We start from the raw sequence: 26,826 nt of genomic DNA, 5'->3' as shown, positions 1-26,826 counted from the left end.
AATTCAGCATCCAAATTTGACGTTTCGAAGATAGCTATTGTTCTCGGATTTGAAGCAGCTCGAAGATTACGTGCAGCATTTCCTCCAGTTTAATTTTTTCGTCAACAAAGTGCTGCAGATTAATTCCATTAAATAAGGCCATGGATGCTGTAGCAAGAATCCTCGCGTCCAGGGGACTTCCAATAAGGCCTTCGTCCTTCATCACTTGAAAAAAATGCGTGAGGAATTGTCGCCATTCTTCCATTTGTTCAATAAGCCTTTCCTTGACCAGGGGAAGCTCATTCGAGTTCATGCATCCATGAATCAGTAATAACGAGGAACCTTGCTCATAAGATTCTCTGATTAACCGTAGAGAAAATTCCTTGAAATTGCTCAGCATATTCTGATCCTTCCGTGCCAATGCCGCTTTTAATTCATCAAAATAAAAGTCGATTCCTTCCTTGATGATGGTAAGCAAGAATTCCTCTTTACTAGTGAAATGAGCATAAAAGCCGCCTTTTGAATAACCTGCGTGTTTTACGATTTGCTCGATGCTTGTATTTGAATAGCCTTGGCGGGAGAACAGCTCTACTCCGGACTTAATTAATCTATCGATTGTTTTCTGTGATTGCTCCTGATTTCCCATTACCAAATCTCCTTTTATAATTCTGAAGACCCATTGATTATAACATATTTTGAAATGTATAATGATCCCTAAATACCGACTGGTTGGTATGAAGACGGAGTGAAAAGTTTTTCGTAAGCAATCTCTCGGTGAGAAAATAGTAAAGGAGACATCGATAATGAAGAAAAAGAGTTGGATGATTGCGGCGGCATTTGTTGTACTTTTGACTCTCGTATTCTTACCTGTCCAGCAGTCTTACAGTGCGGAGGGCTCTGAGACAGTCGGAATTACAGGCAGTGCGCTTGATGGCAAGTTTCATCTTAGTCACGTGATCAAAATCTACGTACCGTCTACGGTAAAGGGCAACATCCCGATTACCGAGGAAGCACAGCAAAGATTCGTTGATGAGGCGCTTACGAATTTCTCGGAATGGTTTGGAGGCGCTACCGCTGTGGACGGGGAAGGAGCTTGGGTCGATAAAGACAAGACATTGATTAAGGAAAACGTCACGATTGTGTACGCTTTCGCTGAAAAGCTCGATAAAAAATTGATCGATCAAGTGGTGGCTTACGCGAAGCAACTGAAGGAAGATTTGGCACAGTCTTCGGTATCCCTCGAAGTGGATGGCAAAATGTATTTTATAGAGTAAAAAAGTTTCGTCAGCAAGACTGGGTACCATTGGAATTGCAGTCGAAGTAGGACGTGGGAATCGTTTCTTTTCGTAAGGAATAATTTATGAGATGTCATCGACTCGTACCTTTAGGGTGCGGGCTTTTTTTTGTTCAACGAATAAAATGCTGAATGATATTGCCAATAGTATTCATTATTGAAGAAACTTTTTTTCTTTGTTATAATCCTTTTGAATTTCCAACTATTAGAAAATAGAGGAGTGTAATGATGGCTATCATTTCTTTACATGATGTAGTAAAGGAATATAAGCAATATAAGCGATATAAAGGGTTCTGGGGGTCATTTCGCAATTTGGTCACTCAGGAATATTCTATTAATCGAGCAGTAGAAGAGATCTCTTTTTCAATAGCCAAGGGAGAGGCCGTTGGACTGCTTGGGCAAAATGGTGCAGGCAAATCAACAATTATTAAAATGCTGACAGGCATTCTTGTCCCCACTTCGGGCCATGTTCTTGTTCGCGGAAACAATCCGCATAAAAAGAGAAGAGAAAATAATCGGCATATCGGAGTTGTATTTGGACAGAGGAGTCAGTTGTGGTGGGATCTTCCTGTCGCCGATTCGTTTGATTTGCACAGGCATATTTATAAAATACCCCTTAAATCATACAAGGAAAATTATAATAAATACATTGAATTGCTGGGCATGCATTCATTCATCACACAGCCTGTACGTCAATTAAGTTTGGGGCAGCGGATGCGCGCAGAAATTGCGATCTCCCTCTTGCATGAGCCCGACATTTTATTTCTGGATGAGCCTACGATCGGGTTGGATATTATGGCAAAGGACCGGATACGGGAGTTTCTGCGAACCGTAAATCAGGAGAAAAAAGTAACTATCATTCTGACAACCCATGATATGAAAGATATCGATGAGATTTGTCCCCGATTGCTGGTTGTGAACAAAGGGAAGTTGGTTTATGACGGCGAGGTCAAGCAATTGAAGGAGCAGTTAGGCGGGGGGCAGAAGGTGACGATTGAATTTGCCGATCCAATCCATCCTATATCTATTCCCGGTGTCCAATTGATTCAAGATGAAGGAAAGCGCAAGCATTATCAGTTTTCCCGGAATAATGCTTCTGTTTTTGAACAAATCAGCAAAATAGCAGCACAGCATCCTGTTATCGACGTGACGATGCGGGAGAACGATATTGAGGACGTCATAAGGTCTTTATACCAACACCTGGAGGGTGAAGGTTCTGAAAGCGATAAAAGTATGCAAGGATTGTCCAATTTCGTGGAGAAGAAGGTGGCCGGCACATGATGGCTTATTTCTCCCAAGCCATGAAATCGTTCTCAAGAAGTATGGCCTATCGGGCTGAAGTATGGCTACAAATTGGCGGCAACATCCTTTTTCTTCTCATTCAAATATCGATATGGAAAGCCCTGCTTGGAGATTCCATTACGAGTGGTGTAGGACTTAAAGAAATGGTGAGCTATTCCATATTGAATACGAGCTTATCTATCATACTGATGACACATGTACATAACCAGGTTGATGAGAGTTTGAAGACGGGCGGAATAATGATGCATCTTGTAAAACCGCTTCGCTATCCTTTCTTTTTGTTTGCCGATGAAGCGGGGAAAAACATGTATAAGATTGTGTTTCAGTTGATACCGACTTTGCTTATTGCCGCGCTGCTCTTCGGACTGCAGCCGATCTCTGCATCTCATGATCTCATTCCCTTTGTGGCTACTGTTATGATCGCCTTGTTGATTTCTTTTGGGATTGGCTATCTTATTGCCCTGGTCGCCTTTTGGTTTATGACAACCTTTGCTCTAAGGTGGACGGTGGGAGGACTTATTAAAATTTTTTCAGGTTCATTTATCCCGCTATGGTTCTTCCCTCCGGTCTGGCAGGATGTTGCCAATATGCTGCCTTTCAAGTTTCTGGGATTTGTTCCTGCTGCAGTTTATTTAGGGAAAATGACATCAAACGAAATCTATCAAAATATCATTGTCGGCTTGATTTGGATCGCTATTCTGTACGGTTTGGTATCGTTATTATGGTGGAAGGCACTACGGCGTCTGGCAATACAAGGCGGTTAACAGATTATGTAGAAAAAGAAGGGATCCTATGGGCTTGTCACTATTTTTGCGTTTCGTTCTATATAAATTTAAATCACAGATGGAATATCGTGGGGCATTCCTAATCGGGATCTGGGGGCAGGGGTTAGGATATGTTGCAGACTTTGTTGTGCTATGGCTGTTGGTGCAAAAATTTCAAACGATTAACGGATGGAATTGGTCCGAGATTGCACTGCTCGTTAGTCTTAATGTATTTACTTACGCGCTTGGCGCATCATTTTTTTACCATATGACGGGTTTCGATTCATTGGTTATAAGCGGGGGATTCGACCGCTATTTGACTTCACCTCTTCATCCGCTTACCCACCTTAGCGCAAATCAATTCAATATAGGGTATATTGCGCATTTCATCGTTGCCGGTTCGTTTTTAATTTTGTCGTTAGTGCAATTGGAGACCGATTGGTCCATTGCCACCATATTTTTTCTTGGTGTCGTATTAGTCAGCGGCGGGTTGATGCATGCTGCCGCATTCATTTTCTTGGGGAGCTGGGCATTTATCTTTACAAGCTCTCAGTTTTTATTTACTTTGTATGGCGCGTTGCGTGACTTTATATCTTATCCCATATCCATTTATGGTTTCTTCGTGCAAACGCTGCTAACCTTCGGTATTCCGTTTGCGTTTATTAATTATTACCCATCCGTCGTCATCCTTTCCAAGGATGGGGGAATATTCCCGACTTGGTTAGGTTTAATTGCCCCTCTAGTTGCCGTAGCTTGTTTCTTGCTTTCGCTTTTGATGTGGTTTTATGGAATTAAAAGATATCAGAGTGCGGGAGGATAAATCTTCGATTTCCTCGATAATTAACGTGTTCACTGAAAAAACAAGCGATCCTTGAGGAGACGGTTAAACTATAATCTCCAGGGATCGCTTGTTTTGCTTAAGTTGAAATGACGAGCTTCTTTTGTTGTTGCAACCCTTATATCATTTTCTTGTTTACCCCGACTAAAATATCCAAATCTATTGTGATCTGCGCGGAGTCTTGATTTTTGAACATATCCATGTGCATTTTGTCTGACGACCAGGCGAGAGGGGTCATTTGCGTCAAATGATCCATTTCCTCCTGGTTTAAGTTTTTCACGTAGCTGATATGGGTGACATTCAGTAAATCGAAGTGTTTTTTAAAAAGCTCCGCGGATTCATCATTTTTATAATGCTCTTTTTCATTGTTTTCAAAGAAGGCTTTTCGCAGCTCCAATAAATAATCGGGCCGAGGCACGACTTTAATGATCAACCCGTCAGGAACCAAAACCCTCTTGAATTCCTTATAATTCGAGGGAGACAAAATATTCAATATGACATGGAACGAATCATCTCTGAACGGCAGCTTGGCTAAATCGCTAACAAGCCAAATGTGGTTTTCGTATCTTTTGGAAGCCAGGTTAATAGCCTCCTTCGATATATCCAGGCCGAATCCGGTCATGGCTGGGTGTATCCGCTCATTCAAAATTTTCTGCAGATGAGAGCCTTCTCCGCAGCCTAAATCTACAACCATTAAAGGAGATGCGGAGGCAGCCGCATGCCCTTGTATACATCTTACGATGGCTTCATGCAAAGGAGTATATAATTCACTTTCGGCAATCATTTTGTGTCTTGCTTCAAATAATTCTTTTTTGTAATGACTGTTAGCGGGACGGGTCAGTAAATTCAGATAGCCGGTTTTGGCAAAATCAAATGTATGCTTATTAAGGCACCTCATGCTTTTTAGTTCCGTTACCTTCATCGAACCGCTGCAGTGGGGGCATTTGAAGATCGTTTCAAATGTCTTCGCTATTTTTGCGCTGTTGTTTAACTTGTTCATTCTGTCTCTCCCTTTCTTACCAAAATAAAAAAATCACAGGCTATTTGCCCGTGATTCAGAGTAAATGGGAAGAAGACCTTACAGGTAAGGTTTATTATATGAAAATAGTCGTAGCCCAATAAACCTTCCCCTTAATACAAAGAGAAGGTAATCATCTGCATACAAGGATAAACGGCTATCGCCGTCCATAGGACGGGCGCGTTTACCGATGAAATATAAGAACAGGTATAGATAAAAACTTATACTTTCTTATATTTAAATAAAAGAAAGGCAGATTAACCCGCCTTTCTTCATTAATTTATTGCGTAATGAAGATTATTAAAAATGGGCAGACTGATCCCGTTTACTCTGTTTTAAGACAAACAGAGCCTTTGAACATATTCAATTACTTGTTCAAAGAAGGGAGTCGCAGTCTGATATAGTACACCATTATTTAATAATCCTCCTCAAGATTTAAAGAGATACCTGAACTATAGCATGACTTTAAGGAATATTCAAGACGCATATTCAAACAATTGCCCGTCACCCCGGAACTCCGATAACGGGCAATTGTTAATTAAATACCTACTTCTCAGGATCAATAAATCTGGCGCAGCATGAAATAGAGCAGAGCGGCGGCTTCCTGCCGAAGCAGAACGTCTTTGGAACGGAACTGGACGGAGCCGTTGGCCGAAACAATTACTTCCGGCCCGAACATCCGGTTGGCCACCAGGCCTTGAACCGCTTCACGGGCCCATTCATCCGTTTCATCAGCGAGGATGGCTTCCCCAGGCTGAGTCCCGAACGTCTTCATCAGGTTCCACAGCATGACGGCAGCTTCCTGACGGGTAACCGGCTTATCCGGCTCGAAGATGCCGGGAGCCGTTCCCCGGACGATTCCCGATTCCAGTGCGGTTTGCAGCAGGGCGGCTTCCGGATGCTGCGCGGCATCGGCAAACATCACCGGGACCTTCGATGGCTCCAGCCCGAGTGCAGTTACGATTTGCGAGGCAAACTGGGCTCTTGTCATCGGGATCTCCGGCCCGAACGAACCGTCCGGCTCAGGGCGAATGATTTCCAATTCAGCCAGCTCCCGGATATAAGAGGCATAAGGATGATGATCGGGAACATCGATAAATCCGTCCGGTTCGGCCATTTTCTCCGCCCAGGAAACCGGATTATTGTAGAACAGGTAAAGGATGCTTCCATCTTCCCGTTCTTTGAAGGCAAGAGGCTGCCCGTCTTCATCTTCAAACAGGAGGGCATCCCGCTGGCGCAATATTTTCGACGTTTTGCCGGACTGAACCTCTAATTGGCCTTCCGGCGTTACGGAAACGCGGCTGACCAGAAACTTCTGCCGCAAATCCCGGTAAGTTCCCTCAAAACGCAGAAGTTCCTCCCGCGTGGACGTTATATACTCCTTCGGCTCCGATTCCGGAAAATACCGGTCCATGAAGGCATTGAACCATTCTTTTCTCAATTCGGCCGTCAAAGTGTCATCTTTATTATAGGCAATAAAGGCACCGGTGTTATGCTCGGGAAGCAGCCACATCCACGATGAAAATCCCGGGATATTTCCTCCTTTACCAATGACGGAATGCCCATTATGGTGATTGTGGTAAGCCGTTTCGAAGCCATAGCCCATATGCGGCACCTCGGGATGAATGGCATTATGGATTTGCTGCATCTGTAGTACGCTTTCTTCCTCCAGGACGCGGGCATTATCCAGGGCTCCTCCATTCAATTGCATCAGCATAAATCTGGTAATGTCCGAAGCTGTGGCAAACAGGCTGCCCTGCGGCATATCGGTTGGTTTGAGAGTATATAGCGGTACAGGCTGTCCCAAGGAGCTGTACCCGGTTGCCAGCTTGTCGCGAATGGAGTCTTTAAGCAAGAAGCTGCTGCTGTTCATGTTCAGCGGCTGAAAAATATGTTGATCCACATATTCATTGAATGGCATCCCCGATAAGTTCTGTACAATGTATCCTTGCAGCATGGAAGCGAAATTGTCATAAGTAAATGTAGTTCCGGGTTGGCGGACGACGGTAGGCATGTGCTCTTTAATATAATCTTCCATTGGAGTGAAGAGTCCCAGATCCATATGTATGTCGGTGCGCTTAAGATCGGGAAAATCGAAGCCGGTCGTATGCGTCAGCAGATGCTTCAGGGTCAATGGAGTTCCTGAAGGATTGTTTAGCTGAATATCCCCCATATAGGTTTGGATATCCGATGTAAGATCGAGCTTGCCTTGCTCCAGCAGCTGCATGACCGCCGTCGCGGTAAATACTTTGGATACGGAGCCGACTCTAAGGACGGTAGTATCCGGATCCATCGGAATTTTGCGCTCCCTGTCTGCATAACCGTAGCCTTTGGACAGAATGATCTCTCCGTCTTTGATGACGATCAGTACGGCTCCCGGAATGTCCATCGCCTGCACGTCGTCCCGGGCAAAGAATTGGTCCGCAAACGATTCAATATCGTCGGCGTTCAGCAAAGCGGTTGTCCCAGCCTCGGCGGAAGGACGGGCTGCTGCCATAGGTCTGCTCTCTTGCTCCATCTCTTTTTCTTGCGCGGAACCGGGTAAGCCCGTCCCGTAAGCGGCAGGAAGAACAGAAGCGGAAACTGCTAAAGCTGCGGATAAAGCGAGGCATTTTTTTCTCCCCCATGTTATTTTCAATCGAATGACCTCCTTATATGATGACGAATCTGAAGATAGTACGCCCAAGGAAAGGATTTCGTTCATTGAACTCTTGTCAAACGATTATTTCTCTCTCTTTTAACAAAAAGTAAAGGTAAAGCATTGGAAGCTCGGTTCGGGAGATTGTAATTTTTCGGTAATAATTTAAATAAAGATCGGGGATTTTTCTACAGTTGACAAAGGAACCGGTTTGGACTAGGATACGGAAGTGTTGTTTTGCATGAGATACGGGAAGGAGCTTTTTTTGACATGGAAAGATGGTTCAAGTTAAAGGAAAACGGCACCAATGTCCATACAGAATTGACGGCGGGCGTGACTACGTTCCTGACTATGGTTTATATCGTAGTAGTTAACCCGGCTATTCTTTCGGGGGCGGGTGTGCCTTTTCAACAGGTGTTTACGGCAACGGTTATTGCCGCCATCATCGGAACACTGACGATGGCCCTGGCAGCCAACTATCCGATAGCGGTGGCGCCGGGAATGGGAATGAACGTTTATTTCACCTCGGTCGTTGCCTCTCATGGGGTGAGCTACCAGGTGGTCTTCGGTACGGTCTTTCTGGCAGGTGTTCTTTTCCTGCTGCTCACTTTCACCAAACTGCGTGAGACACTGATTGCATCGATTCCGTCGCCGCTAAAGTTCGGCATAACTGCGGGAATCGGACTGTTCATCGCCTTCATCGGTTTAAAATCGTCGGGGATCGTGGTTGCCAACGAATCCACCATGGTAGCCTTTGGCGACCTGCATCAGCCGGTAACCGTTTTGACTCTCGTCGGGCTATTTCTTACCTTAATTTTAATGGCGCGCAAGGTCCATGGAGCTCTGTTTATCGGCATGGCCGTAACGGCGATTATCGGATATATCATGGGAATGATGGAGTTTAAGGGCGTTGTGGCCCTCCCTACGGCACCGGTGTTATTTGATCTGGACATTCCGGGTGTATTCTCCCACGGGCTGTACACGGTTGTCTTCGCCTTCTTGCTCGTCACCATCTTCGATACGACGGGAACGATGATCGGTGTCGCTGAGCAGGCAGGATTAATGAAAGGAAATACGTTCCCCCGGGCGAAGCAGGCCCTGGTGGCGGACGCTTTGGCTACAACAGCGGGCTCCTTGATGGGAACCACTCCATCCAGCGCCTACGTGGAATCGACGGCGGGGGTGGCGGCCGGGGGGCGTACCGGGTTGACTTCGGTCGTAGTCGCCGGACTGTTCTTCCTGTCGATCTTTTTCTCGCCGATCATCGAAGGAATTTCCTCCCTTCCGGCCATTACGGCGCCCGTGCTTATTATTGTAGGCTGCTTTATGATGGAGGGGCTGGCGCGTATCCAATGGAAACAATTCGATGAAGCTTTCCCGGCGTTCGCGATCATGATCAGCATGCCTCTCACTTCGAGCATTGCGACGGGAATAGCGATCGGCTTCATTACTTATCCGCTGATGAAGCTGTTCAGCGGCAAGGGGCGGGAGGTCCATCCGCTATTGTATGCATTAGGTGTCATTTTTGCACTGCAAATGGTCTTTTTCCCAGCACACTAACCGGCGGCATTTATGGACATAAATTCGTTCCCCCGCACCCTTTCGGTTAAGACCGTTCCATTGATATAATTAAACCATGCGGGGGAGCGTGGCCGTTTTTAACAAACAATTAGGAGCGCTTGTGGAAGCGCTTCTTTTTTGCCATCCTGCGGAATAGGTTAGAACAACAATTCTAGGAGGAGATAGAGTGATCCATTCAGGGAAATCGGTTATCCAGCTCGGCGTGATCGGATTAGGCGGGCGGGGAAGAAGTTTATTGAAAGAATTGTTGGCCATGGATGATGTCTCCGTAACGGCAGTTTGTGACGTTTATGACGACAGGCTGCAGATGGGATTGACCATCGCGAAACAAGCGGGAAGTCCCGCGGAGGGCTATAGCGATTATAAAGCCATGCTGGAGCGCGATGACTTGCAGGGGGTTATCATTGCAACTACATGGAATACTCATGCGGAAATTGCCATTGCCGCGATGAAGGCCGGCAAGTATGCCGGTATCGAAGTTGGAGGAGCAGCTTCCCTGGAGGAATGCTGGGAGCTTGTACGCACTTCCGAAGAAACCGGCTTGCCCTGTATGCTGCTGGAGAACTGCTGCTATGGCCGTGATGAGCTTGCCGTGCTGAATATGGTCAAGCAGGGCCTCTTCGGCGAATTGATCCATTGCCAATGCGGGTATCAGCATGATTTGCGGGATGAAGTCGCCATGGGAGAAGAGAACCGCCATAACCGGTTCCACAATTATTTGCACCGCAACGGTGAGCTGTATCCGATTCACGGCTTGGGCCCGATATCCAAATGTTTGGATATCAACCGGGGGAATCGTTTGCTTTCCCTGACATCTATGTCCTCCAAGGCACGCGGCATCCGCCATTGGGTCAACGAGAATCTGGGCGAGGAGCATCCTCTGGCCAAGCTGGAGTTTGCCCAGGGCGATATCGTGACGACGATGATCAAGTGCGCACGGGGAGAGACGATACAGCTCATCCATGATACTACCCTGCCGCGTCCCTATTCACGGGCCGGGAGAGTGCAGGGAACGAAAGGCTTATGGATGGAGGATAATAATTCCATACATATAGAGGGCCGCAGTCCGGCTCATCGATGGGAATCGTTCGATTCGTATCGGGAGCAGTATGAGCATCCAATCTGGAAGCATTATTTGAAGGATGGAGTCCGGGAAGGGCATGGCGGCATCGATTATTTGGTCCTACGGGCTTTCGCGGAAAGCATCAAGTATGGAACGGATACACCGATCGATGTATACGATACGGCGGTCTGGATGGCGATTACCGTTCTTTCGGAGCAATCTATCCAACTGGGAAGCGCCCCGATGAACATTCCCGATTTTACCAAGGGAAAATGGATTAAGCGGTCCCCCGGACCGGACAGCCGTTATACTCTGGAGAAGGTCGATAATACTTTATTCGGGTAACGTTCACGTCTTGGTTATCGAGTAGCAGATATGGAATAACTTCATCAACATGTCCGCCCCGGTTTCGCCGCAAACTAATAGCGTTCAGTCAATGAACATGCGAACCATAATCCCATATCAGGCGGTGAAAAAGATGCAGTGGATGATGTCCTGGTTCAGAGGCCGAAATCGGCGGAATGCCGTTAAATGGCGCAGACCGTGGATGATGTCGGCATTGGCGCTTGCAGTGGGGGCGACAGCCGTCGGTTTAGCCAGAGGCCGAGGGGCCAATGTTGTTCAGCGAGTCCTTCAGCCATTCAGAAACAGAAGAATCGCCGGACAATGACAGCCTTCAAACCTCAGCTAACGGCTGAGGTTTGAAGCTTTATTCGTGATTAATCGTTTTTTACATTTAATAACTGGAGAAGCCATGGTTTCATGTCTACTAATCGCAGAGAATGTGGCAGCAAATCGGTTCCCGTTACGATAAGCGGGACCAGGGAATCGTCTTTATGCAGTGAGCCATGTCCTCCTCCGCCTACATGAGTGGGAGAGCCATCTCCGATGAATTCATATCCGGGTTTCGCAGTAATGACCAGATATCGGCCCTCGTGGGAATTTAACGAGCTGTACAGCCTTTGGAGTGCATCAGGATAGGAGCCGTATTGGATTTTATTGTCCCCTTCGCTTACCGTAATATCCAGCAGATCATGATCACCTTGGAGAGACCATTTCTGATTGTAGGTATCCACGTAAGTTCCGTTAACGTTGTAATGCAAGGTTTTCTCGCTGCCTCCCGCCCGAACCCTGACCCCGTCATTTTCTTTCCACGCGATTACATCCATTCTGTCATCCTGACGCAATTGTTCGGCTACGTCTTCGAAGCTCAGATCGGGCGTTAACAAATAGACGTAGGCCATCCGTTCATTCACACAGAGGACCATCTGATCTTGACCGGCAGCAGGTGGATTCTGATCGGCAATCCGGTACGCTCCGAGCCTCTCCTTGAGAGGAATGACGGATTTATTGCGGTCGGCGCCGATCACCGCTTGTCCGCTGTCTCCCATCACTATCCATATCGCTTGCTTAAGCGATTCTTCCCAAGATCCGTATGCATTCAAAATTTCCTGAAGCTGTTGATCCATCTCTCTAATCCCTTTCAGCGTTTCCGGTCCTTTCCGATGGACGATCAAGTCGTTATCCGGGAAGTAAACTACATTTAAATCCGTCAGCCGGTTTTCCTTAATCATCATTTTCAGCTCTTCAGCCGAAAATTTGTTATTGATGCCGTAGCTTTGCCATACAAACGTATTCCACTGATTAGCCGGATTATGCTGTGACAATACGCCAAGAGAAAGTAGCTTGGGACCTTGGGTTTCTAATTCAGAGGGTAAAGGAGATAGGGATGCGACCGAATCCGGCAGGACAAGCTTATGCTTTGTATTTCCACTATAAATCAATGCATTTATGGATGCCGATTCTTTCCCGTGGTCTGCCAACTGTTCATGAATCGTCCGGATGTCCGGGTTTAAATGTCTATTGTTCAAATGAAGGAGACTGTCTGTAAGAACCTGATTGGGCCCTTGCTTGATAACTTCCCGCAGACCGGTGCCGTAATTAATGACCCGCTGCTCGCCGGCATTGAACCAAACGAGACCGGGAATACGATGCTGATCGGGATGGGTTCCGGTTAATAAAGTGCTGTCGACCGTTACCGACATGGTAGGAAAAGAGCTCACCACATCGGGATAGTAACGTCCATGGGTGATTAGAAATTCGAAAGCAGGAGCCTGCCCGTTCCGGATCGCCTCCTGTAGGGGCTTATCCATGATGGAATCCGCCATAAGCAAAATAACGGGCTTCGATGATGGAGTCCGCTCCGATTGAGTGTGCAGCTGGTGCATGTTCGGCGGCCTTGTCTGACAACCGGCCAACAACGCTGCATTGATTAATAAAATCAGAATGATTTTTTTCATGAACATATATATCCTTTCGCTTGGCGTTAGTACAAAGGATCCCTATCGGCATGAAAAGCTAGAAGCTTTTTCTTATCACATTAGAAAGTTCATGTTCATTAAAGCATTAAAATGGAACAACTTTCTAATTGGCATAAAAAGCTACCTTTAAAACCGGGTTATTCGTCTTCGAAAAGGCTCCGTTAGGAGCTTTTTCTTAATATGGCCTGCCAGTCTGAAATTCATTAGTGATACACAAAAAACGCCCTTACGGCATTAAGGCTTCCCCGCGATTACGCAGCAATCATTAGAAAAACTAATGCTCAGAATAGCATATCGGTATTTCACATTTTGCTTTCCCCGCTTTATAGTGAATAGCGTAAGGAATAAGCATGTTCAAATAATGACAAGCAGCAGAGGTGGGAGAAAGTATGGGGGAACCGTTAACTCGACAAAATAAAAAAAGACAAACCGCCGGTTTTGCGCTCGGCATCGGACTAACGCTGATTATTGCACTCGTCGCCAAATATTTGGCCGGGTTTCCTTTCCTCAGTATCATGGGGCAGCTTGTCATCGCCATCTTGATCGGGATTTTTTGGAGGGCGACGATAGGGGTGCCGGACAGGCTCATAGCCGGTACCAACTTTTCTAGCAAAAAACTGCTTCGCCTCGGGATCATTTTGCTGGGGATGCGGCTTAATTTAATGGATATCGTGCATGCCGGCCCCAAAGTATTCCTGATGGCGATCATTGTCATCTGCTTTGCGCTAACGGTCGTATACGGGCTTGCCCGTTTGTTCAAAGTGGAGAAACGGCTAGGCATACTGACGGCTTGCGGTACCGCCATCTGCGGTGCGGCGGCCGTGGTGGCCATTGCTCCGCAAATTAAAGCAAAGGACGAGGAAACGGCCATAGGAGCAGCCATGGTCGCGATTCTGGGGACGCTTTTTACATTAATTTATACATTTATGTATCCGGTTATCGGGTTATCGGATCTGGGGTACGGTATTTTCTCAGGGGGAACCTTGCATGAAATAGCTCACGTCATTGCCGCATCCGATCCGGTAGGCAGCGAAGCCGTAGATATGGCTGTAATTGTCAAACTGACGAGGGTCGCTTTGTTAGTCCCGGTAGCCATTCTAATCGGGATATGGGCCAGCCGGTCGGAACATAGTAAAGGCAGTAGTGGAACCTCCTGGAAGTCCATTCCGATTCCGTGGTTTATAGTGGGCTTCCTGATCGTCAGCGGAATTAATTCTCTCAACATCGTATCGTCGGATGTAGCCGGCGTAATAGTGACGGTGGCCTACATGTTGATCGCCATGGCGATGGCCGGTCTAGGGTTAAATGTGGATCTGGTTACGTTCCGGCGTCTCGGTATGAAGTCGTTCGCTGCCGGTCTTATCGGTTCGGTCCTGCTGTCGGCATTGGGTTTTGGTCTCGTTCATCTTCTGAATTTGGCCTAACAGCAAGTGGATCCGGTTGAAATTGGTGAAGAAATCCCAATAAACCGCCCACGACTCCCAGCACGCGGTTTTGGCGTCGCATGACGGTAGTCGAGCACATGCCGCCCCTTCACATTCGCTTCGTCCAGAATGAGTCGACCAGACTGCAGTTTCGCAGTCTGGTGTTTTTTTGTGCACGAAAATAACTTCCCGTTTCTGTAAACCCCAAAGTAGCATTTATTGTGCACTAGTCGTTAAATGCGATTCCGTCTTGTGCAGAATTTCGTGTGCAGGTTTCCATTTTCTCTCCCTTTTGACTAGTATCCCTTTGACTCAGGAAGCTCGTATACGCCATGAATTTGGAAAATAGGATTCCATACTGGATAGGCAAGGAATAAGGTTAGAAGGAATGGAATGGGTTTAGATTCTATTTGGCCCCAGTCGTCAAAGGATGGGTCTATTTTTAGTTGTAGTTGCTCTGCAAAAGTGAATGAGGGCTGGATAAATTCTTATGGTGGAGAGAGAGAGAAAATTTTGAAGCGATAGGTTCCTGATTGAAGGGGATAGCAGTCGAAGGCCTGTTGAAGCACTGTTGGTTTCTGATTGAAGGGGATAGTGGTCGAAGGGTCTACTGAAGCACTGTTGGTTTCTGATTGAAGGGGATAGCAGTCGAAGGCCCGATGAAGCAATGTGGGTTTTCTGATTAGAGGGGAACTGAATTACACCAAACGAACAACGGGGGGCTGTCGATTTAATGTAGAATAGGTAACAGGATGATTGTACAAGTGAAAAGCGAATTGGTGCAGCATCAATGAAACTGGCAATGGATAACAGCGAAAATGTAACGGACCTGAGAGACTCTATTTCGTCAAATTAGGCGGTTTTTTTAGAATAAACGGACACAGATGCGCTTATTTTATAGAATTCTCCTACTTTCGCGTGCGTTTCTTGGGAATAAGGTCGTCTCAGTCCGTTAAAGTTACCGAAAGGCCCTTCCGAAGAGATTAAGGTCCCTTGGGTCCGTTATAACCAAACCGTGCAGGTTTCCCACATGATCTTAGTTGCACACCATTAATCGGCAGTCTCATCGGAATCGTTATTTGCGGCAAAAAGGGCGTTTTTCCCGTGTTACGGATTGAGAAGGCGTTATTTAGTAATCAACGTATCTCATCGCGTTCAATAACGGCTGGCGTGTTCGTTGGCAAGGCTAATAGGAGAAAATCAGCCCAATAACGGCAGCGATGTCTGTTACCTACGATGTCCGTTACCTACCTTCTCAACATCTCCTACCTATTATGAAGAAGCAGACCAGCTAACTGAATTAATTTCACGGATGGAATAATTAAGCGATCTGCTACTGAATCTGCCATAATCTCTGCCCGCCTTCCTTAAATATCCTTTATGGAACCTTTACATTATTATTGACACTTAAAAAAACAGTCTGCTATTATTAATACCATTGGAGAATATAAAGGGTTGTTTTTGCATAGTAGCCTCTAACAAAGGACTTGAATGAAGAAATAACAGGGAAAACGGCGAATATTTAGTTTTATTATTCCCTCGAAGAAAATAATTAAGGGGGCAGGTGACGGTCCTCGTGCAAAAACACGATCAGGACTATATCAAAAAGAAAAACAAGGCCACCGTCTTCCAACTGATCAAGTCCAGCTCTCCTATATCCCGAGCCAGTATAGCCAAGAAAACCGGGATGAGTCCAACTACGGTGGGGCGAATTGTTGCCGAGCTCTATGAGCAGGGTTTCGTTAAGGAAACGGAGGAGCAGGTAACGACCGGTTTAGGAAGAAAGGCGACTATGCTGGAATTGGACCGTACTTCGGTACTGACCGCCGGAGTAGAGCTGGATAAGTCGAAATTCAGGATCGGAATGGTCGATTTCGACGGGCGCATTATCAGTTTGCGCGAGGTGAACCGGGAAGTCTCCGAAACGGCGGAACAGACGCTGAACCGGATCGGCCTCGAATTGCAGTCGATGATTGAGCAAGAGGGGATGGACCCCGGCAAAATTATCGGTCTTGGCATCGGGATGCCCGGAATTGTAGACGAGCAAAGCGGGGAAGTTATATTATCGGCCCAGCTTGGCTGGAGAAACGTTCGCGTGGCTGAAACGTTAAAAACGATTACCGGTTACGAGGTGGCTGTCGATAACGAGCTTAAGGTGAAAGCGCTGGCAGAATATTGTTACGGTGCGGCCAAAGGCTCGAAGCGAACGGCCCTGATCGGCTTCGGTACCGGAGTCGGCTCCGCGCTAATCATTAACGGGGAAATCTATCGCGGTGAAACCAATAGTGCAGGAGAGATTGGCCATACGATTGTCGATCCTAACGGAGTCATGTGCGAGTGCGGCAAAATAGGCTGCCTTCAAACCTACATAGCGGAGAGCTCGCTAATAACCGAGTCGAATAAGATTAAACCGATCTCCACGCTGAATGAATTGTTTGAAGAACGCCGTAAAGGGCAGTTTTGGGCGGCCAACATACTGGACCGTGCCATTACATTTATCGGAATTACAATTGCCAATGTCATCTGCCTGTACAATCCCGACACGGTCATTGTCAGCGGGGATCTGGTGGAAAAATACGACGAGGTCCGTTCTTTCTTCGAAAATGATCAACTGCAGCAGTATGTTTGGGAGCCACTTCGGGATACGTATCAGGTCGTATATTCCGCACTTGGCAGCGAGGGAGTCGTTATAGGGTCGAGCCTGCTGGCTCAGGAGAAGTTTTTAAGCATTGAGTGCTAGGGCTCCGGTGGCTGGGAACGAGGTGTTCCAACATTCACCGCGCCTCTAGAATATTAATCTGGAGGGAAGACGATGAACTACGAAGTATTGGTCGAGGAATACCGCGGAGGTATTCTGGAAAATGTCCATATGGGCGTCCTGTGCGGGATCAATGAAGAAGGAAAGGTCGTCTATTCGGTAGGCAACGAGAATCATATCACCTTCATGCGCTCGGCCGCGAAGCCTTTCCAGGCCATCCCGGTCATTCAACACGGGGTTGTGGAGAAATTTGGCTTGACGCCTAAGGAAGCGGCGCTTTTTGCCGCCTCCCAGCGGGGGGAGAAGTATCATATTGAAGCGCTGGAATCCATTCTGCGAAAAACAGGCGTCGCCGAAGAGCAAATTCTGTGCTGCCCGACCTACCCGCTGAATGAGGAACCGAAAGCCGCGTACCACAGGGAGCACGGGGAGAAGCGCAAGCTCTATCACAATTGCTCGGGCAAGCATAGCGGCTTCCTCGCCCTGGCCAAGCTGCTCGGACATGATATGGACCGCTATTGGGAGCCGGATCACCCGGTGCAGCAGCTAAGCCTGGCCGCGATGGCCGAAATGGCCGACTACCCCAAGGAAGATATTCAAATCGGGGTGGATGGATGCGGCTTCCCGGTTTACGCGCTGCCGCTTCAGCATATCGCGAGAGCATATCTGAAGCTCGCCTGTCCGGATTTGATCGAAAATCCGGGGACAAGGGAAGCGGCCGTGAAAATCGCCGGATACATGAATGCTCATCCGGAAATGGTCGCGAGCCATGACTTTATTTGCTCCGTCCTTCTGGCGGATCCTAACATCGTGGCCAAAGGGGGAGCCAAAGGAGTCTACGGCTTCGGCCTCAAGAAGGAGCGCATGAGCTTCGCTCTGAAAGTACTGGATGGGTCCGAGCTTGTATGGCCGAACATCGTTGCTTCGATTCTGGAGCAAATCGGTTATGACAACCGGGAGACGATCGAGCGTTTATACGCCCTGTCGCCCAAACAGATCAAGAACGACAATCAAGTCATTGTCGGTGAGAGAAAGGCCGTCTTTACTCTGGAGGGAAAATAACGGCCGGGCTCAGGCTAAGTTGGGTGTCCAACAGCATGTGATTGCCGCATTTTCTTAATAGAGAAAGACCGCGTCAGCGACTTCATCCAGCCATTAACCGATGGCGAGAAGTATATATTTTAAAAAGGGAGAGGAACACAGAAATGAGGAAATATTTCCTAAGCTTAATGGCTGTTGTTATGGCTGTATTTATATTTGCCGGCTGTTCCAGCAAGCCTCAGGAAACCCACCAGGGAGGCGGCGAAAACCAACCGTTAGCCAAGAAAGAAGGCAATAGCGTAACGATAGCGGTTAACGCCAACTTCATTACACTGGATCCGCATAATGCCGCAGATACTCTTTCGATTAGCGGATACCGTACCATGTACCAAGGTCTGCTAGGCTTTGACCAGGATATGAAGGTCGTGCCGGTATTGGCCGAAAGCTATGAAGTAAGCGAAGACGGTAAAGAGTATGTGTTCAAGCTGAAAGAGAATATCAAGTTCCATGATGGCACACCATTCAACGCCGAAGCGGTCAAAATCAATCTGGACCGCCTGAAAGACAGCAATTTGCGGATGTCCAAAAGCTTTGCCGTAGTGGATCATACCGAAGTTGTTGATGAGAAAACGGTCAAGCTTACATTGACCAAGCCTTATTCCGCCATGTTGAACAAACTGGCGATGCTGATGATTATCAGCCCCGATGCTCTAGAGAAGTATGGTAAAGATATCGGACAGAATCCAGTCGGAACCGGTCCTTTCAAATTCAAGGAATGGATGCAGGGGAATCATCTGACCATCGAGAAAAATCCGGATTACTGGGAAGAAGGTCTGCCGAAGGTGGACAGCATTACGTTCAAGCCAGTGCCGGAGAACGGTTCCCGCGTGGCCATGCTGAAAACAGGAGAAGCCGATTTCGTCTATCCGCTGCCTACGGAACAAGTTGAGCACATTGACGGCAAGGACGGCATTGTCGTAGAGAAGAATCCTTCGACGATCGCCCGCTACATTTCCATCAACACGACGAAGAAGCCTTTCGACGATGTTCGTGTTCGTCAAGCAATGAACTATGCAATCAACAAAGATGCTTTCATTAAAGTAGTCAAGCAAGGATTTGCCGAGAAGCTGGATTCGGCTATGGCCCAGAAAACCCAACACTATGCCCAGCAAGGTGTATATGATTTCAATCTGGAAAAAGCTAAGGAGCTTCTGAAAGAAGCGGGCTACGCTGACGGTTTCAAAGCCGAAATCTGGGGCAACACCGATTCCGAAACGATTAAAGGAATGCAGTTTATTCAACAGCAATTGGCCGCTATCGGCATCGAGCTCGATGTGAAGCCGATGGAGGAAGGCACGCTGTCTCAAGAAATCAATTCCGCGAATTCTCCGGAAGAAGCCAAGGTTCAAATGTGGTATGTAAGCTGGTCTCCGTCTTCGGCGGATGCGGATGCTGCTATCCGTCCTTTGTTCGCGAGTGAAATGTTCCCTCCGAACGGAGCTAACACCGCCTATTACAAAAACGACCAAGTGGACGAGATGATCGCTACGGCGAACCAGCTGTCCGATCCGGAAGAGCAGAAGAAGTACTATTCCGATATTCAAGCTCAAATCTTCAAGGATGTACCGTGGATCTTCCTCGTCGTGGACGATACGGTCTCCGGTAAGAAAAACTATATCGAAGGCATCCACGTATACCCTGACGGTTCCATCAATGTCCGGGATGCCGAAATCAAGAAGTAATGACCTACATGATGCTGTGTTGAGCCGTCACCCGAGCTTAACACAGCATCGTTACTAAATGACAGGAACTTAACGTTCGGTGCGGAGCATCTGGGAATCCCAGCGCTCGATATGCTTTGGCCACGGCTGAGGCAAGGACTTAGGACCGGACATAATGCTGGGAGGTTTGGAAGGTTTTGGCCAAATTTGTGTTGAAACGGTTGCTTGGCGTGATTCCGATCCTATTGATCGTTTCTGTGCTGGTATTTTTCTTTATTCACTTGATTCCCGGTGATCCTGCACGAATGGTTGCCGGCAAGGAAGCCACTCTGGACGAAATCAATATGATCCGTGCCGAGCTTGGCCTGGATAAGCCGCTTTGGGAGGAATACGTTATTTATATGACCAAGCTGTTTCAGGGGGATCTAGGCACCTCGCTGAAAACGGGACAACCCGTGACCGAAATCATTCTGTCGCGGCTGATGCCCACCGTCTGGCTTACTTTGTTCAGTATGGCCTGGGCTTTGATCATTGGACTGATCATTGGAATTATATCGGCGGTCAATCGTAACAAATGGCCGGATTATTTAAGCATGCTGACGGCGGTATCGGGCATTTCGATTCCTCCTTTTTGGCTGGGGCTGCTGTTGATTCAGATCTTCTCCGTTCAATTGGGATGGTTCCCGACCGGAGGAACGGAATCCTGGTCCAGCTATGTTCTCCCTTCTATTACTTTGGGAGCGGGGATTATGTCTATGCTTGCGAGATTCACCAGAGCGTCCATGCTGGAATCGCTTAAACAGGATTACATCCGGACAGGGCGTGCCAAAGGGTTGAAGGAAAGCACGATTATCAAGGATCATGCCATCAAAAATTCAATGATTCCCGTGGTGACCATAGCGGGATTGCAGTTCGGTTTCTTATTGGGCGGATCGGTCATTGTCGAGACCGTATTCAGTATCCCTGGCCTCGGCCGGCTGCTGATCGATTCGATCTCCTTCCGCGATTACACGGTTATTCAGGCGGAGCTTCTTCTGTTCGCAGTCCAGTTCATCCTTGTCAACTTGCTCGTGGATGTGCTCTATGGCGTTCTTAATCCCAAAATTCGTCTGTCGGATCAGAGTTGAGGAGGGTCACCGTGAATTCAAATGAAGTAACCATGCAGCCGGCCGGTGAAGCCGCTCCCGTTGCGAAAAGCGGACCAATCCGTGATTTCTGGAACAAAATGAAAAGGCAGCGTCTTGCTTTCGCGGCCGGCGTTTTTATTATTTTGCTTATTGTCATAGCTATTATTGGACCACATATCGCTCCGTATGATCCGGCCGAGCCTGACTACGAGAACATTTTGTCCGGCCCGTCATGGGAGCATTGGGCCGGGACGGATGAATACGGCCGGGATATTTTCAGCCGGATTCTGGCCGGAACCCGATTGTCCCTTTCCGTAGGGATCAGTGCGGTGCTCATCGGCGCGGTCATCGGCACGGTGCTTGGACTGATCAGCGGCTATTACGGCGGCTGGCTGGACAGGCTCATTATGCGGGGGAGCGATGTCATGTTCTCGTTCCCGGATTTGCTGCTGGCTATCGGGATTGTCGCGATTATCGGCCCGGGCTTGATTAACGTTGTTATTGCCGTTGCCATCTTCGGGGTCCCCTCGTTCGCCAGAATCATTCGCAGCGCAACGCTGGAGACGAAGTCGACGTTGTTCGTTGAGGCGGCCAAATCGATTGGGGCGAAGGACCGGCGAATTATCGCGAGGCATATTTTCCCGGAGACGGTTCCAAGTCTCATTGTTTATTTCACCATGAGAATCGGAACCACGATACTGGCCGCATCCGGTCTGAGCTTCCTAGGACTCGGGGCCAAGCCGTCCGATCCGGATTGGGGCGCTATGCTGAGCATGGGCCGCGATTATTTGGGAATTGCTCCTCATGTAGTTTATTTTCCGGGAGCCGCCATCTTTTTGACCGTATTGGCCTTTAATATATTAGGAGACGGCTTGAGAGACGCCTTGGATCCTAAGATTAAGAATTAGATAGGAGTAACGCGCATGGCTCAAAAATTGCTAGATGTGAAAGGTCTCCGGACACAGTTTACGAGAGAACAAGGGAAAGTCAATGCCGTTGACGGGGTAGATCTCCATGTGAACAAGGGTGAAGTTCTCGGTCTTGTGGGCGAATCCGGCTGCGGCAAAAGCGTCACCTCCTTGTCGATAATGAGGCTGCTCAAGAACACTCCCGGCAAGATCGTCGGGGGGACCGTTCATTTCGGTGATCGGGATCTGGTCAATTTGCCAGAGAATGAGATGCGCAAAATCCGCGGCAAGGACATAGCGATGATTTTCCAGGAGCCTATGACCTCGCTGAATCCGGTATTGAAAATCGGCAGGCAATTGGAAGAAGCGATCATGCTTCACCTTAAATATGATAAAAAACAAGCTCGCCAGCACGCCATTCATATGCTGGATCTGGTAGGAATTCCGAGGGCTGCTGAAATTATACACGAATATCCGCATCAATTGTCCGGCGGTATGCGCCAGCGTGTTATGATAGCTATGGCGATGTCCTGCCATCCGCAGCTTCTGATCGCAGACGAGCCGACGACAGCGCTCGATGTGACCATCCAGGCGCAGATTCTCGAGCTTATGAAAAAGCTGAAGGCCGACAACAACATGTCCATTCTGCTGATCACCCATGATCTGGGGGTCGTTGCCGAAATGTGCGATCGCGTTGTCGTCATGTACGCCGGAAGAGTGGTGGAGGAAGGCGATGTGCTGGATATTTTCGATCATCCTCAGCATCCCTATACCAAAGGACTGATCCGCTCCGTACCGAAGCTGCGTCAGCCGGTTAAACGGCTCGAGTCGATTCCCGGCAATGTGCCGGACCTGACGAATATGCCCAGGGGCTGTAAATTTGCTCCCCGCTGTGCGGAAGCGATGGCGATTTGTCACGAGAAAGAGCCGGAGCTGTTAGTGAACGAAGGGCGAAGCTGCAGATGCTGGCTTTATGATGACGCGGCGAAGGGGGAGAAATAAAGTGTCGAAGCCTTTGGTGGAAGTGAAGCATTTACACAAAGTTTTTCCGGTTAAGAGAGGCTTGTTCGGGAAAAAAGCTTATTTGCGCGCCGTTAATGACGTCTCTTTTACCATACAAAAAGGAGAAACGTTCAGCATCGTCGGCGAAAGCGGCTGCGGGAAATCGACCACCGGACGCTTGATAACTAATCTGCTGACCCCAAGTGAAGGCGAAATTTGGTTCAACGGGCAGGAAATCAGCAAGCTGAACGCGAATCAGATGAGACCGCTGCGCAAGCAAATGCAGATGGTTTTTCAGGATCCGTATGCATCGCTTAATCCGCGAATGAAAATCAAGGATATCGTCGGGGAACCACTGCTAATCCATGAATCGATGTCCGCGGCGGAACGTGAGAAGGAAGTCCACAAGCTGCTGGAGGTGGTCGGACTCAACTCTTTCCACGGGGAGCGCTACCCGCACGAATTCAGCGGAGGGCAGCGTCAGCGGGTGGGAATCGCCCGGGCGCTCGCGGTTAAGCCGAGCCTGATTGTAGCGGATGAGCCGGTGTCCGCCTTGGACGTCTCGATTCAATCGCAGGTGCTTAACCTGCTGCAAGATTTGCAGGAAGAATTCGCGCTGACTTATTTGTTCATCTCTCACGACCTGAGTGTAGTCGAGCATATTAGCGACCGGATCGGCGTCATGTATCTCGGTTCCATGGTGGAGGTGGCGGATAAGGAGACTTTATACGATAAGCCTCTACATCCTTATACTCAGGCGTTGTTTTCGTCAGTGCCGGTACCCGATCCCCGCCTGAAGCGGGAAAGGATCGTGCTGAAGGGCGATCTGCCCAGTCCGGTCGATCCGCCATCCGGCTGCCGGTTCCATACGCGCTGTCCTTCCTGTATGGAAATGTGCAAAACGAAAGTGCCTGAATTCAAGGAAGTGGCACCCAATCATTATGTGGCCTGCCACTTATATGAAAAGGGGAACGAATGATGAAAATAACGGTCGGAAACGAGCAGTCCGCGGAAGTAATCGTTCATCTGTGCCGGGAATCGGACGGGGATCCGGTCCCTGGAGTGAAGCTCAGACCGCATGCCAGAAAGCGCGGAGCGGTCACCTGGCTGTACAGCCGGGATCAACAGCCTCATGATTTGATCATCGGTCTGGGTCCGGATGAAGGAATCTCCGCCGAGCGGATTCGGGAAGCGGCGGGCAATGCGGTGAGAGCGATCAGCAAGGAAGGCTTCAAGACGGTCGCTGTCCGGCTGGATCGTCTGGCGGAGCGGTTCTCCGCCTTCTCGGCGCCTGCTGGGCAGGCAGGCGGTTCGGCAGAGTTGAACTCCGCTGAGACTGGGTCGGCCAACGGGACGGAAGGTTCCATCCCCGCTGTGTCGACCAGCGCGGCATGGAGCATGACTGTGGAAGATTTAGTCGCTGCTTGGGCTGAAGGATGGCGGCTGGGCTCTTACACGTTTGATCTGTATAAATCCAACAAGTCGTCCCGCTCGGTGGAGCATCTGCATCTCATCCTTCCTGCAGGAGCCTGCACCGCTCAGGATCTGGAGCCGGCTCTGAAGCAGGCCTCCATCCGTGCGGAAGGAACGATGCTGGCCCGCGACCTATGCAACGAGCCGCCGAATGTACTCCACCCGGAATCGCTCGTGGAGCGGGTTATGGAGCATTTTGCGGAGCTTCCGGTAGGAGTGCGCATTTACCGCGACGAAGAGCTGGAGCGGCTGCAGATGAACGGCCTGTTGACCGTAGGGCTGGGAAGCCGCTATAAGCCGGCGCTGATTGAGCTGTCCTACGCGACCGATCCGCAGCTGCCCTTGATCGCGCTCGTCGGCAAAGGCATCACGTTCGACATGGGCGGCATGAATATCAAGTCCGGACGGGACCTCAGTGACGCCCGCTTCGATATGGGCGGCGCCTGCGCGGTCCTGGGGGCGATGGACATGATCAGCCGCTCCGGGATTCAGGCGAACGTGACCGCCTTGATTGCGACCGCCGATAATATGCCGGATGCCCGCGCATTCGTTCCGTCGACCGTGATCACCTATCCTAACGGAATCACGGTGCAGGTCGGGAACACGGATGCGGAAGGTCGGCTTGTACTGGCGGACGCTTTGCTCCATGCCGACCGGCTCGGCGCCAGGGAGATCGTGGACATCGCCACGCTCACCGGCAATGTCGGCCAAGCGCTCGGCTTGAAAATGGCGGGAGCCTGGGGCGACCGGCCGTTCATCGAGACTCTTGCCGCCATTGGCGAGAAGAACGGCGACCGCATCTGGCCGATGCCGCTGATCGACGAATACGAAGAACAGCTTCACAGCGATTATGCAGATATGAACAATATCAGCCATTCCCCGTACGGAGGGGCTATCGTAGCCGCCTTATTCCTGCGTCGCTTCGTGGATAAAGCCTCCCGTTGGGTGCACATCGATATGGCGAACACCGTACAGGTCGCGTCGGCCAATGGCTATTATACTGCAGGGGCTACCGGATATGGCGCCCGCCTGCTGGCCGATTTCGTTGCCTCCCGGGTGGAGGCAGCCAGGCAGCCGAAGGCTTGATTTATCGCAGTATCTGCTTTTAACCATCATTATGAAAATGATTCTTACTAGGAGGAGTCTAGAATGCTTCTGGAAATCATTAGTACCAGCCTGGAAGATGCCGTCACTGCCGAGCGCAGTGGAGCTAACCGTCTTGAGCTGTGTTCAGCCATGACCGAAACGGGACTGACCCCGAGCCTCGGGCTGATTGAAGCGGTCGTCGGCGCGGTGCAAATTCCGGTCAACGTCATTGTCCGCCCCCACAGCCGCTCCTTTCATTATGATAAGCACGACCTGGCCGTAATGGCCGCAGATATCCGCCACATCAAGAAAGCAGGTGCGGCAGGAATCGTCATCGGGGCGCTTACCGAGGAGAGGAAAGTGGATACGGAAGCAATCTCTTATCTGTTGGAAGAAGCGGAAGGTCTGGATGTCACTTTCCACCGTGCTTTCGACGATATAGAGGTAGAAGAACAACTGGAGGCTCTGGAGACGATCGCGCAGTTTCCGCAAATCCGGCGCATTCTGACCGCCGGCGGACAGGCTCCGGCGCCGCAATCGGCGGAGCAGTTGAAGAAGCTGGTGGACCGGTCGAAGAATACTTCGGTAAATATCATGGCGGGTTACGGGATGACTCCGGAATCGTTGAAGACTCTGGTACCTGCGACGGGTGTGACGGAGGTTCATTTCGGCTCCGCGGCCCGCGTTAACCGAAGCTTTGCTCACCCGATAGATCCCGGGGTTATAGAAACCATAATAAGAGATCTTAAGCAACTGAGCGAATAGATCAGAAGATAATGAGGAATAGGAAATGGAGCAAAATACGCAGTATGTTGTCGGGGTCGATCTCGGCGGCACCAAAATAGCGACGGCGCTGTTGGATCAAAGCGGCCAAGTGCTGCGGCGGACACGGTTCCAAACCGCCGAGCTGAAGACGGCGGAGGAAGTGATCGATTGTCTCGTCCGTTCCGTTGAAGAAGTACGCGGCGATCTGCCTGTTGCGGGCGTCGGAGTAGCTTCTCCGGGTGCGGTGGATACGGAACGGGGAATCATTCTGAACGGAACCAACCTGCCGGGCTGGGCCGGAATTCCGCTGCGTGAGGAAATGAAGCGGAGGCTGGGTATTCCCGTTCAAGTCGTCAACGACGCGAACGCGGCGGCATGGGGCGAATATTATGCCGGTGCCGGCCAAGGCTCGAAGACGATGGTTTATATTACGATCAGCACCGGCATCGGCTCCGGAATCGTGCTGGACGGCAAGCTGCTGCTCGGCAGCAACGGGATTGCCGCCGAGCTCGGCCATACGATGATCGGAGTGGACGGCCCGGTCTGCAGCTGCGGCCGGCCCGGCTGCTGGGAAGCCTACGCCTCCGGTACGTCCATTGCCCGGATCGCCGAGGAAGCGTCGGCACGGGAAGCGTCGCTGATGACGAATTTGGCCGCTCAAGAAGGAATACCGATCAGCGCCAAGCATCTGTTCGAAGCCGCCCGGCAAGGGGATGGAACGGC

The 26,826-nt window shown here is 49.3% G+C and carries 22 protein-coding genes; 18 read left to right on the top strand and 4 right to left on the bottom strand.

All coding sequences use genetic code 11. The features are described 5' to 3' along the window. Window positions 1–34: 34 nt before the first annotated feature. Window positions 35–625 carry a TetR/AcrR family transcriptional regulator gene (locus tag ACFQ03_RS12225; protein ID WP_379288385.1) on the bottom strand — a complete coding sequence of 197 codons (591 nt, stop codon included), beginning with the start codon at window positions 623–625 and terminating at the stop codon, window positions 35–37. A 157-nt stretch (window positions 626–782) separates the two neighbouring features. On the opposite strand from ACFQ03_RS12225, the gene ACFQ03_RS12220 reads away from it, so the two are divergent. The 4 genes from ACFQ03_RS12220 to ACFQ03_RS12205 all read left to right on the top strand — a co-directional run bounded on the left by ACFQ03_RS12220 (window position 783) and on the right by ACFQ03_RS12205 (window position 4,159). Next, a complete protein-coding gene (locus ACFQ03_RS12220; RefSeq protein WP_150960184.1) occupies window positions 783–1,253 on the top strand; it encodes a DUF3574 domain-containing protein in 471 nt (156 codons plus the stop codon). A gap of 245 nt (window positions 1,254–1,498) precedes the next feature. Beyond that, on the top strand, window positions 1,499–2,554 hold the full coding sequence (locus ACFQ03_RS12215; protein WP_150960185.1) for an ABC transporter ATP-binding protein: 1,056 nt from the start codon (window positions 1,499–1,501) through the stop codon (window positions 2,552–2,554). Continuing rightward, window positions 2,551–3,339, top strand: coding sequence for an ABC transporter permease (locus ACFQ03_RS12210; RefSeq protein ID WP_379288382.1), 789 nt, complete (start codon window positions 2,551–2,553; stop codon window positions 3,337–3,339). Before ACFQ03_RS12215 ends, ACFQ03_RS12210 begins: the two co-directional genes overlap by 4 nt. 28 nt (window positions 3,340–3,367) lie before the next feature. Further along, complete coding sequence (locus ACFQ03_RS12205; protein WP_379288380.1) at window positions 3,368–4,159, top strand: ABC transporter permease; 792 nt, start codon at window positions 3,368–3,370, stop codon at window positions 4,157–4,159. Between the two features lie 136 nt (window positions 4,160–4,295). Here ACFQ03_RS12205 and ACFQ03_RS12200 read toward each other — a convergent pair whose 3' ends face one another. Together ACFQ03_RS12200 and ACFQ03_RS12195 are read right to left on the bottom strand one after the other, a co-directional pair. Beyond that, window positions 4,296–5,177, bottom strand: a complete 882-nt coding sequence (locus ACFQ03_RS12200) for a methyltransferase domain-containing protein (RefSeq protein WP_379288378.1) — start codon at window positions 5,175–5,177, stop codon at window positions 4,296–4,298. Window positions 5,178–5,754: 577 nt separating this feature from the next. After that, window positions 5,755–7,833, bottom strand: a complete 2,079-nt coding sequence (locus ACFQ03_RS12195; RefSeq protein WP_260982049.1) for a serine hydrolase — start codon at window positions 7,831–7,833, stop codon at window positions 5,755–5,757. A 270-nt stretch (window positions 7,834–8,103) separates the two neighbouring features. Between ACFQ03_RS12195 and ACFQ03_RS12190 the strand changes: the two genes are divergently transcribed. From ACFQ03_RS12190 to ACFQ03_RS12180, 3 genes are all read left to right on the top strand, one after another. Beyond that, window positions 8,104–9,393 carry an NCS2 family permease gene (locus tag ACFQ03_RS12190; protein ID WP_144935289.1) on the top strand — a complete coding sequence of 430 codons (1,290 nt, stop codon included), beginning with the start codon at window positions 8,104–8,106 and terminating at the stop codon, window positions 9,391–9,393. A gap of 187 nt (window positions 9,394–9,580) precedes the next feature. Next, window positions 9,581–10,822, top strand: coding sequence for a Gfo/Idh/MocA family protein (locus ACFQ03_RS12185; protein ID WP_379288375.1), 1,242 nt, complete (start codon window positions 9,581–9,583; stop codon window positions 10,820–10,822). Between the two features lie 133 nt (window positions 10,823–10,955). Further along, on the top strand, window positions 10,956–11,147 hold the full coding sequence (locus tag ACFQ03_RS12180; RefSeq protein ID WP_144935292.1) for a hypothetical protein: 192 nt from the start codon (window positions 10,956–10,958) through the stop codon (window positions 11,145–11,147). Between the two features lie 49 nt (window positions 11,148–11,196). On the opposite strand, the gene ACFQ03_RS12175 is transcribed toward ACFQ03_RS12180, so the two are convergent. Then, complete coding sequence (locus ACFQ03_RS12175; RefSeq protein ID WP_379288373.1) at window positions 11,197–12,777, bottom strand: alkaline phosphatase family protein; 1,581 nt, start codon at window positions 12,775–12,777, stop codon at window positions 11,197–11,199. 410 nt (window positions 12,778–13,187) lie between these two features. Between ACFQ03_RS12175 and ACFQ03_RS12170 the strand changes: the two genes are divergently transcribed. The 11 genes from ACFQ03_RS12170 to ACFQ03_RS12120 form a co-directional block, all read left to right on the top strand. Next, window positions 13,188–14,222 carry a YeiH family protein gene (locus tag ACFQ03_RS12170; protein WP_379288371.1) on the top strand — a complete coding sequence of 345 codons (1,035 nt, stop codon included), beginning with the start codon at window positions 13,188–13,190 and terminating at the stop codon, window positions 14,220–14,222. A gap of 1,576 nt (window positions 14,223–15,798) precedes the next feature. Beyond that, window positions 15,799–16,962: an ROK family transcriptional regulator gene (locus ACFQ03_RS12165; RefSeq protein ID WP_379288369.1), complete on the top strand. Its 1,164-nt coding sequence runs from the start codon at window positions 15,799–15,801 to the stop codon at window positions 16,960–16,962. A 72-nt stretch (window positions 16,963–17,034) separates the two neighbouring features. Next, complete coding sequence (locus tag ACFQ03_RS12160; protein WP_144935306.1) at window positions 17,035–18,042, top strand: asparaginase; 1,008 nt, start codon at window positions 17,035–17,037, stop codon at window positions 18,040–18,042. A 143-nt stretch (window positions 18,043–18,185) separates the two neighbouring features. Beyond that, the gene (locus ACFQ03_RS12155) at window positions 18,186–19,763 is read left to right on the top strand and encodes a glutathione ABC transporter substrate-binding protein (RefSeq protein ID WP_144935309.1); all 1,578 of its coding nucleotides are present in this window, start codon (window positions 18,186–18,188) and stop codon (window positions 19,761–19,763) included. Between the two features lie 176 nt (window positions 19,764–19,939). Then, window positions 19,940–20,869, top strand: coding sequence for a nickel ABC transporter permease (nikB, locus tag ACFQ03_RS12150; RefSeq protein ID WP_379288366.1), 930 nt, complete (start codon window positions 19,940–19,942; stop codon window positions 20,867–20,869). Window positions 20,870–20,901: 32 nt separating this feature from the next. Further along, on the top strand, window positions 20,902–21,777 hold the full coding sequence (locus ACFQ03_RS12145) for an ABC transporter permease subunit (protein WP_144935366.1): 876 nt from the start codon (window positions 20,902–20,904) through the stop codon (window positions 21,775–21,777). Between the two features lie 15 nt (window positions 21,778–21,792). Beyond that, window positions 21,793–22,779, top strand: a complete 987-nt coding sequence (locus tag ACFQ03_RS12140) for an ABC transporter ATP-binding protein (protein WP_150960195.1) — start codon at window positions 21,793–21,795, stop codon at window positions 22,777–22,779. 1 nt (window position 22,780) lies between these two features. Beyond that, window positions 22,781–23,758, top strand: coding sequence for an ABC transporter ATP-binding protein (locus ACFQ03_RS12135; RefSeq protein WP_313960578.1), 978 nt, complete (start codon window positions 22,781–22,783; stop codon window positions 23,756–23,758). Continuing rightward, a complete protein-coding gene (locus tag ACFQ03_RS12130) occupies window positions 23,755–25,338 on the top strand; it encodes a leucyl aminopeptidase family protein (RefSeq protein WP_379288363.1) in 1,584 nt (527 codons plus the stop codon). Before ACFQ03_RS12135 ends, ACFQ03_RS12130 begins: the two co-directional genes overlap by 4 nt. 63 nt (window positions 25,339–25,401) lie before the next feature. Beyond that, entirely contained in the window at window positions 25,402–26,103 is a 702-nt protein-coding gene (locus ACFQ03_RS12125; protein WP_144935323.1) for a copper homeostasis protein CutC, read from the top strand. Between the two features lie 25 nt (window positions 26,104–26,128). Continuing rightward, window positions 26,129–26,826 (top strand): ROK family protein (locus tag ACFQ03_RS12120; RefSeq protein ID WP_379288689.1); only part of this gene is annotated, 698 nt, incomplete at its 3' end.

The sequence above is a fragment of the Paenibacillus residui genome (genome assembly GCF_042677205.1).
Lineage (GTDB): Bacteria > Bacillota > Bacilli > Paenibacillales > NBRC-103111 > Paenibacillus_L > Paenibacillus_L residui.
Note: the sequence above shows the minus strand (reverse complement) of the source record. Positions and strands in the feature narration are given on the sequence as shown.

Coding starts and splice junctions, on each gene's coding strand:
- ACFQ03_RS12205 (WP_379288380.1), top strand. CDS start 3,368: ATGGGCTTGTCACTATTTTTGCGTTTCGTTCTATATAAATTTAAATCA.
- ACFQ03_RS12125 (WP_144935323.1), top strand. CDS start 25,402: ATGCTTCTGGAAATCATTAGTACCAGCCTGGAAGATGCCGTCACTGCC.
- ACFQ03_RS12160 (WP_144935306.1), top strand. CDS start 17,035: ATGAACTACGAAGTATTGGTCGAGGAATACCGCGGAGGTATTCTGGAA.
- ACFQ03_RS12180 (WP_144935292.1), top strand. CDS start 10,956: ATGCAGTGGATGATGTCCTGGTTCAGAGGCCGAAATCGGCGGAATGCC.
- ACFQ03_RS12140 (WP_150960195.1), top strand. CDS start 21,793: ATGGCTCAAAAATTGCTAGATGTGAAAGGTCTCCGGACACAGTTTACG.
- ACFQ03_RS12145 (WP_144935366.1), top strand. CDS start 20,902: ATGCAGCCGGCCGGTGAAGCCGCTCCCGTTGCGAAAAGCGGACCAATC.
- ACFQ03_RS12170 (WP_379288371.1), top strand. CDS start 13,188: ATGGGGGAACCGTTAACTCGACAAAATAAAAAAAGACAAACCGCCGGT.
- ACFQ03_RS12155 (WP_144935309.1), top strand. CDS start 18,186: ATGAGGAAATATTTCCTAAGCTTAATGGCTGTTGTTATGGCTGTATTT.
- ACFQ03_RS12130 (WP_379288363.1), top strand. CDS start 23,755: ATGATGAAAATAACGGTCGGAAACGAGCAGTCCGCGGAAGTAATCGTT.
- ACFQ03_RS12220 (WP_150960184.1), top strand. CDS start 783: ATGAAGAAAAAGAGTTGGATGATTGCGGCGGCATTTGTTGTACTTTTG.
- ACFQ03_RS12225 (WP_379288385.1), bottom strand. CDS start 625: ATGGGAAATCAGGAGCAATCACAGAAAACAATCGATAGATTAATTAAG.
- ACFQ03_RS12210 (WP_379288382.1), top strand. CDS start 2,551: ATGATGGCTTATTTCTCCCAAGCCATGAAATCGTTCTCAAGAAGTATG.
- ACFQ03_RS12190 (WP_144935289.1), top strand. CDS start 8,104: ATGGAAAGATGGTTCAAGTTAAAGGAAAACGGCACCAATGTCCATACA.
- ACFQ03_RS12175 (WP_379288373.1), bottom strand. CDS start 12,777: ATGAAAAAAATCATTCTGATTTTATTAATCAATGCAGCGTTGTTGGCC.
- ACFQ03_RS12200 (WP_379288378.1), bottom strand. CDS start 5,177: ATGAACAAGTTAAACAACAGCGCAAAAATAGCGAAGACATTTGAAACG.
- ACFQ03_RS12215 (WP_150960185.1), top strand. CDS start 1,499: ATGATGGCTATCATTTCTTTACATGATGTAGTAAAGGAATATAAGCAA.